Annotated in this window: 8 protein-coding genes; 4 read left to right on the top strand and 4 right to left on the bottom strand. The window is 38.6% G+C overall.

Annotated features, from left to right (window positions below; translation table 11 throughout):
- Positions 1-8: 8 nt before the first annotated feature.
- Genes argB through argC form a run of 3 tightly spaced genes read right to left on the bottom strand, consistent with a single transcriptional unit; the run spans position 9 to position 3,014 of the window.
- On the bottom strand, positions 9-737 hold the full coding sequence (gene argB, locus KH893_RS10490; RefSeq protein WP_281166080.1) for an acetylglutamate kinase: 729 nt from the start codon (positions 735-737) through the stop codon (positions 9-11).
- A gap of 23 nt (positions 738-760) precedes the next feature.
- Positions 761-1,963: a bifunctional glutamate N-acetyltransferase/amino-acid acetyltransferase ArgJ gene (argJ, locus tag KH893_RS10495; protein ID WP_281166081.1), complete on the bottom strand. Its 1,203-nt coding sequence runs from the start codon at positions 1,961-1,963 to the stop codon at positions 761-763.
- Positions 1,964-1,979: 16 nt separating this feature from the next.
- On the bottom strand, positions 1,980-3,014 hold the full coding sequence (argC, locus tag KH893_RS10500; protein WP_281166082.1) for an N-acetyl-gamma-glutamyl-phosphate reductase: 1,035 nt from the start codon (positions 3,012-3,014) through the stop codon (positions 1,980-1,982).
- 493 nt (positions 3,015-3,507) lie between these two features.
- Between argC and KH893_RS10505 the strand changes: the two genes are divergently transcribed.
- Positions 3,508-4,299: a DUF1003 domain-containing protein gene (locus tag KH893_RS10505; RefSeq protein WP_281166083.1), complete on the top strand. Its 792-nt coding sequence runs from the start codon at positions 3,508-3,510 to the stop codon at positions 4,297-4,299.
- 95 nt (positions 4,300-4,394) lie between these two features.
- Here KH893_RS10505 and KH893_RS10510 read toward each other — a convergent pair whose 3' ends face one another.
- A complete protein-coding gene (locus KH893_RS10510) occupies positions 4,395-4,931 on the bottom strand; it encodes a 5-formyltetrahydrofolate cyclo-ligase (protein ID WP_281166084.1) in 537 nt (178 codons plus the stop codon).
- 197 nt (positions 4,932-5,128) lie between these two features.
- Here KH893_RS10510 and KH893_RS10515 point away from each other — a divergent pair, with 197 nt between their 5' ends.
- The 3 genes from KH893_RS10515 to KH893_RS10525 form a co-directional block, all read left to right on the top strand.
- Positions 5,129-5,728, top strand: a complete 600-nt coding sequence (locus tag KH893_RS10515) for an endonuclease III domain-containing protein (RefSeq protein ID WP_282564760.1) — start codon at positions 5,129-5,131, stop codon at positions 5,726-5,728.
- 100 nt (positions 5,729-5,828) lie between these two features.
- Entirely contained in the window at positions 5,829-8,360 is a 2,532-nt protein-coding gene (locus KH893_RS10520; protein WP_427860320.1) for a M1 family metallopeptidase, read from the top strand.
- 345 nt (positions 8,361-8,705) lie between these two features.
- Positions 8,706-8,840: transposase (locus KH893_RS10525; RefSeq protein WP_281166087.1), on the top strand; the 135-nt coding region annotated here is incomplete at its 3' end.

Here is an 8,840-nt window from a genome sequence, read left to right on the forward strand (position 1 = left end):
TTTCTAGATTAAATGATCAACGTTCCAGTTGCAGATAATTGATTAGTGATCCGAACATGTTTGACACCAGCACTGGCAGCTTGAAAGGCCGCTGAAATTTTAGGCTGCATACCAGTAGTAATAATTTTAGCAGCTTTTAATCTTTGCGCTTGAGTGACATTCAAAGTCGGTAAGACCTGGTTGGCTTTTAAAACTCCTGGTACATCTGTCAGCAAGTAGAGTTCTTTGGCTTGCAACAAACTGGCAATTGCTGCGGCTGCACTATCAGCATTGACGTTCAACCATTCGTGATCAGTTAAAGCTAATGGAGCTAACACACCAATTTGTGTTGCCAAGAGTGAGGTTAAAAATTTTTCATTAACGGCAGTAATTTCTCCGACGTAACCATATTTTTCAAAATCAAGCAATTTACCTGCTATCAAGTGATGATCAGCGGCGTTTAAACCAATTGCCGGTAATTGGTGCTTAAATAATTGTATCAATAATTGCGGTTGGGTCTCACCAAGCAGGACCATTTTCGATAATTCAAGTGTGGTCAGATTAGTTATGCGAATGCCATTTTCTTTTTTGGCTGGAACGTGCAACTGTTGACTCAAAGCAGTGATTTCACGACCGCCACCGTGAATGATCAAAACTTTATTTCCAGCCTGTTTCCAATCAGCTAATTGCTGAAAAAAGTCAGACTGTAATTGATCAATGGCTCTGCCACCAATTTTGACTACGATTAGATCTTTCATAACTTTCTCCTTTAGAATTGAACTTAGGTGCTATACGAAGCATTGATTTTGACGTAATCATAAGTTAAGTCACAGCCCCAAGCTTGCCCAGTGGCCGGACCAGCATGCAGATTTAGGTCGATCACAATTTTGGCTTGCTGTAAACTTTGACTAATAGTTTTTGGATCAAAAGCGACTGGGTGACTATGTTTTAAAATCAAAAGTTGGTTGAAAGCTAAATCGATATTTTCTGGATCGAATTTAGCTGAAGTCATTCCTAAGGTACTAATGATCCGGCCCCAATTTGGGTCAGCTCCAAAAAAAGCTGCTTTGACTAAGCTTGAACCGACGATGGTTTTAGCAACCTTTTGGGCTTCATTAGCAGTTGCTGCCGAATTAACATTGACTTCCAGCAGTTTCGTTGCTCCTTCGCCATCTCCAGCAATCTGTTGTGCTAGATAAGCTAAGACTTGATGCAAAGCGGCTTTAAAAATTTGCCAAGCAGGATCACCAGCAGTCAAAGGCGGATTTTGGGCTTGCCCGTTAGCTAAAACTAAAATCATATCGTTTGTAGAAGTATCGCCATCAACAGTGATTTGATTGAAGGTCTTGCCAGTCAGTTCTTGCAATAACGGCTGCAGTGAATTTGGAGCAAGAGCAGTATCAGTGACAACAAAGCCAAGCATGGTTGCCATATTAGGTGCAATCATTCCCGAACCTTTCGCAAAACCGCTAAGTGTGCACAGTTGCTCGCCAATTTTAAATTGCAAGCTGATACGTTTGGGATGAGTATCAGTAGTCAGAATTGCTTCAGTTACTTTAATATTTGTTGTTGTTTTCAACTGACTAATACCAGCTGAAATTTTTTCCATTGGCAGTTGAGCACCAATCAGACCCGTTGAAGCAACACCAACTAGAGTCGGCTTGATTGTTAATTTTTCAGCAATTAGTTTTCTTTCGGTCAAGACATTGGTTTCACCGTTTTTGCCGGTGCAAGAGTTAGCAATGGCACTATTAACCACTACTGCTTGAAGCTGATGATTGTGACTGACTAATTGTTTAGTTAAAGCGGTTGGAGCGGCACAGAAACGATTAGTTGTATACATGCCAGCAGCTTGAGCAGGGTTAGTTGAGTAAAACCAACCAAAATCAAGTTTTTGTGGATCGGGTTTTAAACCAATATGGATTCCGTCAGCTTTAAAGCCGTTGGGCCAACTGAAGGGTACTTCTTGAATTTTTTCTTTCATTTTTTAAGACTCCTTTTTAAGGAAAGATTGGTAATTGTGGCAAACCAGTTTCTTCAGGGAAACCCCACATTAAATTAAAATTCTGCACGGCTTGACCAGCTGCTCCTTTGACCAGATTGTCAATAACTGAAACAACTGTTAAGACATTGGCGTCAGGGTTATAGCCATAGCCGATATCACAAAAATTAGATCCAACCACCATTTTTAAATCAGGCAGCTGCTGATCGCGCCAACGGACAAAGGGCGAATCTTGATATCGCTTTTGATAAGCCGCAGCTACTTGATGACTGGTTATCCCTGATCGAAGTTTGACATAAATTGTCGCCATCAGCCCGCGGGTTACCGGAATTAAAGTTGTTGAAAACTGAATTGGTTTAACCGTTGGATCCCATAGTTTCAATTGCTGCATGATTTCCGGGATATGTTGGTGAGCATTAAGTTTATACACGCTGATATTTTCATTGATGAAAGTGAAATGGCTGCTGACACGCAGCTTTTTTCCAGAACCGGAAACCCCAGATTTGGCATCAACAATGATCGATTGCAAGTCAATCAGGCGTTCCAGCATTAATGGTGCTAGGCCAAGCAAAGTTGCAGTAGCATAACAACCGGGATTAGCAATATAATGTCCAGAAATTGAATGGTGAAACTCAGCGAGTCCATATTCAGCATGAGCCAGCTGTTCCTGATTCGCAGCTGGTCGGTGATACCATTTTTCGTAACTAGTTGGATCTTTTAAACGAAAATCCCCTGATAAATCAATAACTGGAAAATTCTTTTTAATGAAGGGTTCAATTAACTGACTAGTAACTCCAGCTGGAGTCGCACAGAATAAACAATCAGTTTCCTGCATAACTTGGTCAGCTGAAAATGGTTCGATCGGATAGTTTTCGGTTTTAAAAGCCGGAACTCGTTCATTGAATAATGAAGCTGATTCATTATTTTCTTGGTGTCCGTATAATTTGATTTGTGTAACTTGCGGGTGCTGGCGTAATAAAGAATATAAAACAATTCCGCTATAACCTGTTGCCCCTAAAATTCCGATCCGCATTTGACCATCCCTCAAATTCATTTTTTTGAATAACAATTCATTGTGATTGTCATTAAATATAATACATCAGGCAAAGAATTTCAATGGTTTTTTAATAAAAAATCGCAATTTTCTTAGTATTATGTATAATTATGCTGATATAACCTACAAAATGAATAAAAAAGCTTCAGGAGATTTTTAACAAAGCCACAAAGAATTTGTATAAATAAAGCCTTATAGGCTATAAAATATAGTGATTTATTTTATGAATTCAAGTGTATTACAAATTTGCAGGCTATCTAGTTGACATAAAAAGATCTGAGGTATATAGTAAACCTTTGGCGGAGGGTAACTCCAAGAATTTTTAGGAAAGGTGGTGGGTTTTATGCCTGAACATCATATATCTTCAACAAGCGACGATGGTCCCGCGTGTGGTCAGAGTAGCGACGGGTATCTAGAACCCGCCTATTCAAGCTGCACGAGATAATTAAATTCAACTGAGGTGTTTATCTCAATGAAGAATAATTTTGATCGTACAGTCAGCTGTCTAGCAGATCATAAAAAATATGATCTTGTTGACGGTGTGTTCCTAGGAGACTTGGATGGTCCTTTAAAGGCGTTGATTCGCCAGGATTTTCCAAAAGCGACAAATGATGACTTTATTTGTAGTGAGCATCTGGTTCATTATCGCTTGTTAAAGATGGATCAGATGATTGCCAAAGATTATCGACAAAACAAAAAGTTAAACCGAAAATTGACACGGGTAATGGAAAATGACACGTATCAAATGGTCGATGTTCGGGAGCAATTGGAAAACTCATTGACATTTGGTCAGAAAATTGCGGATGCTGTTGCTCACTTCGGGGGTAGCTGGCCGTTTATCATTTCATTTATTTCAGTAATGATATTGTGGATCTTAATCAATACATTTCATTGGTTTGGATTCAAGTTTGATCCGTATCCTTTTATTTTGCTAAATCTATTTTTAAGTATGGTAGCTGCAATTCAAGCACCATTAATCATGATGAGTCAGAATCGCGCTGCCGAATATGATCGGATGGAATCACGTAATGATTATCATGTAAATCTTAAGTCAGAAGAAGAGATTCGAGTTTTGCATTCGAAGATTGATCATATGATTCAGCAAGATTCACCAAATTTATTGCAGATCCAAAAGATCCAAACCGAGATGTTAGGATCGATTGAAGCTCAGGTTGGGGAACTGCGTAGATTGCAACAGGTACTCGATGAAAAGGTTATGGGGAGTCAAATAACTGAAAAAACTAATAATAAACAAGATAACTAACAGATGACTGTCTAAAAGAGGCTGAAGGAAGATTCCTTCAGCCTCTTAATTTGTGAACAATGAAATAATAGAGCTAGCGTTGGAGAAAATACCGCTTAATAAATAATTCTTTTAACTTTTTGGTCCCATTGATCAGGTACTATACCACTGATCAATTGTATTTGGAAAGCTAACGCCAGTGTTTGGCCGGGAAAATCAGTTAATAGCCGATCATAATAACCACCGCCATAGCCAATTCGAGTTCCATCAAGCTGAAATCCGACTCCGGGAACTATCAGCAGATCAATTTTGGCTGGATTGATCGCTTGCTCGCCTGGTTGACACGGCTCCAGAATCCCATAAGCACTTTTTTTAAAATTTTGCGGTTGATATTCAAACCAAAGTAGCTTCCTTTTAGGAGCGACTCGCGGTACCAAAACTTTTTTTGACTGTTTGAGAGCCTGCGCGATAATTGGCAGTGTAGCTAATTCATGGGGCATACTCATGGTAATCCCTAGGACTTTAGCCATTTGCCAAAATGGATCGGCAAATAATTTTTGGTATAGAACAGTTTCTTGTTGCTTTTTTTTAGCTGCGGGCTGGTTTTTCAATTGAGCTAGGATTTGTTGCCGCAACTGTTGTTTGTTAGTCATGAAAATCTTTTCCTCTCTTGCGAAGTTAAAAGCTGTTTTTTCATTCAGTTTAACAAAAGTTGGAGATAAAAAACAGTTTAGCAGCAGTGGCTAAACTGGTATACTCGTAATTAGATTTTGCAAAGTATTTGAGGTGAAAGCAGGTGAAAGAAAAAAAAACATTGATCACAGAAATCTACCAGATATTGTATAAAAGGATGGGTCCACAAGGCTGGTGGCCAGCTGACAGTAAAGTTGAAATTTTGCTTGGGGCAATTTTAGTCCAGAATACCAACTGGCGCAATGTCGACCAGTCACTGACAAAGCTAAGGCAAGAAACTAATTTTTTACCAGAAAATTTATTGCAGCTTTCATTGCCACAGCTGCAGTCATTAATCCGTTCCAGTGGCTTTTACCGCCAAAAAAGCCGCTCAATTGTGGCAACAATTAATTGGTTGGCAGAAAATAAATGGGATTATCAAGCAATTGTTAATCAATTTGGCTCAAGGTTACGTTCGCAATTACTAAAGTTACCGGGAATTGGTCAAGAAACGGCTGATGTTTTGCTGGTCTATGTCTTTGATCAAGTTGAATTTATCGCTGACCATTATACCCGCAAGTTATTTAATTATCTGGGTTATCAGGCAAACAGTTATCAGCAATTGAAACAACAGCTGAATTTGCCGGCAAGCTTTACTTATCAAGATGCGCAAGAACTTCATGGATTATTAGATGAATTTGGAAAAAAGTGGTTGAAGAATAAGACAGACTTTGAAAATAGTTTTTTATTTCTAGAATTAAAAAAAAATAAAATTTAATTAGCTGATTATTTTAATAAAACTATTAAAAAAATAATTAATTTCAAATTAATTACTTACAGTTGTATAATGATTTTATTCGATAATTTAAGGAGATGTAATAATTAAAATGGCGCGTTTTTACGATTTATTCCAACCGCAACATTATGATGTTTACCTGGCGATTGATCGCCAAACAAAAACGATTACCGGAACAACTGAGATTATTGGTCAAGCAGGGCAAACCAAGATTGCAATCAATCAAAAATATTTAAAAGTCAAATCAGTTAAAGCTGATGGGGAAAATTGTCCTTTTGAGATTGATGAAACATCTGAAGCAGTCTGGATTACCTTAAAAAAAATTGGTGAAACAAAATTAACGATTACTTATAGCGCACCTTTAACAGATACAATGATGGGCATTTATCCATCTTATTATGAAGTTGAAGGGCAAAAGAAACAGTTAATTGGGACACAGTTTGAATCGACGGCTGCTCGGCAAGCTTTTCCATGTGTTGATGAGCCGGAAGCCAAAGCAACCTTCTCGTTAGCGTTGAAATTTGATGAACATCCTGGCGAAACAGTTTTAGCCAACATGCCAGAAATTAAAGTTGAAGATGGTACTCATTACTTTGCCGAGACCAAACGGATGTCGACTTATTTGGTGGCGTTTGCTTTTGGTGAACTGCAGGCTAAAAAGACTAAAACTAAGAGTGGCGTCGAGATCGGGGTTTTTGCTACTAAAGCACATCAAGCTAAGGAACTAGAATTTCCTTTGGAGATTGCTAAAAAAGCGATTGAGTTTTATGAAAACTTTTATCAAACACCCTATCCTTTGCCACATTCTTGGCAATTGGCGTTGCCGGACTTTTCGGCAGGTGCCATGGAAAATTGGGGTTTGGTAACTTATCGGGAAGCTTACTTGCTGCTTGATCCTGATAATACTTCATTGCGGACCAAACAAGTCGTTGCAACAGTCATTACTCATGAACTGGCTCATCAGTGGTTTGGTGATCTAGTAACGATGAAGTGGTGGGATGATCTGTGGCTGAATGAAAGTTTTGCCAATATGATGGAATATGTAGCTGTCGATGCAATTAAACCAGAATGGAACATCTGGGAATTATTCCAAGTTTCTGAAGCTCCAGCTGCTTTAAAACGTGATGCAACTGATGGAGTTCAATCAGTTCATGTGCAAGTTGAAAATCCAGCTGAGATCGATTCAATTTTTGATGGTGCGATCGTTTATGCTAAGGGTTCACGGATGCTGGTCATGGTTCGCTCCTTAATCGGCGATGCAGCCTTGCGGTCTGGTTTAAAAGCTTATTTTGCTGCACATAAATATCAAAATGCTACCGGAGCTGATTTGTGGAAATCACTTGGTCAAGCAAGTGGGATGAACATCGGTAAAATTATGAATTCTTGGTTGGAACAGCCTGGTTATCCAGTTGTTTCTGCCAGTGTTAAGAATGGTCATTTAAAATTACAGCAGCAGCAGTTTTTCATTGGCGAAGGTCAAGCTGTTGGCCGAAAATGGCAGTTGCCATTGAATTGCAACTACTCCGCTGTCCCCAAAATCTTAGCTGACCAGCAAGTGGACTTAGGTGACTATGCTCAATTGCGGCAACAAGCGGGAGAACCGTTTCGCTTGAATGTTGGTAATGATTCACATTTTATTGTTAAATATGATGATCAGCTGCTGCAAGATATTTTAAATCAGGTTTCACAGCTAGATAATATCTCACAGATGCAATTGTTGCAGGATTTGAGTTTATTAGCTGAAGGCCAAATGATTTCATACGCTAAAATTGTCCCATTGTTGGCTGACTTCGCTGACAGTCATTCGTCATTAGTCATTTCTGCTTTGTACAGTGTTGCCGGTAGATTGAAAAAGTTTGTCGAACCAGACTCCAGTGAAGAACAAGCTTTGCGCCAATTGTATCAAAAACTAAGTTCAAAGCAGGCACAACGTTTGGGTTGGCAAGCGCAAAAAAATGAATCATTAGATGATCAATTGAGCCGCCCAATTGTTTTAAGCTCAGCTTTATATGCTAAAGATCCGCAAATGATGGCCATAGCTCATCAACTATTTCAAGCTAATCGCAGTGAGTTAATCCATTTACCTGCTGATATTCGTTTCCAAGTTTTGCGGAATGAAGTTGAAAATTACGGCAGTTTAGAATTGACCGAAACCTTATTGACGGAATATCAACAAACAGCTGATGGCAGCTTTAAAGATGATTTAAGTATTGCCTTAGCGTCCGCAGCTGATCCACAACAGTTAGAAAGACTGATTGCCAAGTTCCAAGATGTCGATACGATTAAGCCACAAGATTTGCGGTCATGGTTCCACGGTGTATTAGCTAATCCTCATGGTGAACAAGCAGCCTGGGACTGGCTGCGGGCTCAGTGGGGATGGTTGGAAAAAAAAGTTGGCGGCGATATGGAATTTGCAACTTATATCACGGTAATTTCCAACGTCTTTCGAACCCGTCAAAGGTTAGCAGAGTTCAAGGATTTCTTTGAACCTAAATTGCAAACGCCTGGTTTGACGCGGGAAATCAAAATGGATATTCGGACGATTGCCAGTCGGGTAACTTTGATTGAGTCACAGCAAGATGAAGTCAATACAGCAATTGCTGCAAGTCTTTAAAAGGATATTAAATTTCTACAAAAAAATAAATTCGAAAAAATAATTGGGATGAACTAATTCTAAACTTTAAACTTTTATAGTTGAAACATTGCTCGCGTTTACTGGGTGAGTCAGAGCGTAACTAGATTGTAAAAGTTTTTATTTTTGTATTCAAAATATATTTGATCCTGAAAGTTTAATTCGTTGTTAAAGATTATAATTATGGGACACATCATGTCATTAATACCAAGAATTTGTTTTTTGTGTTAAGTCAAGGAAACACGTTCTTTTAAGGACGTGATGAATTGACTATTATTTTTGATTTTGGTACACATAGTGTGGTTTAATTGTGCTATAATTGCTGTTATGAAAGGCACTAATAGATTAACGTATGGTAGAACATCTGTATATAATCTTAATTACCATATAATTTGGGGAACTAAATACCGCAACAAGGTGTTAAAAGGAAATGTTGAAATAGAATTAAAACAATCTCTTAAT

Origin of the sequence: Liquorilactobacillus sicerae, from assembly GCF_029916425.1 — a bacterium.
GTDB classification, from domain to species: Bacteria; Bacillota; Bacilli; order Lactobacillales; family Lactobacillaceae; genus Liquorilactobacillus; species Liquorilactobacillus sicerae.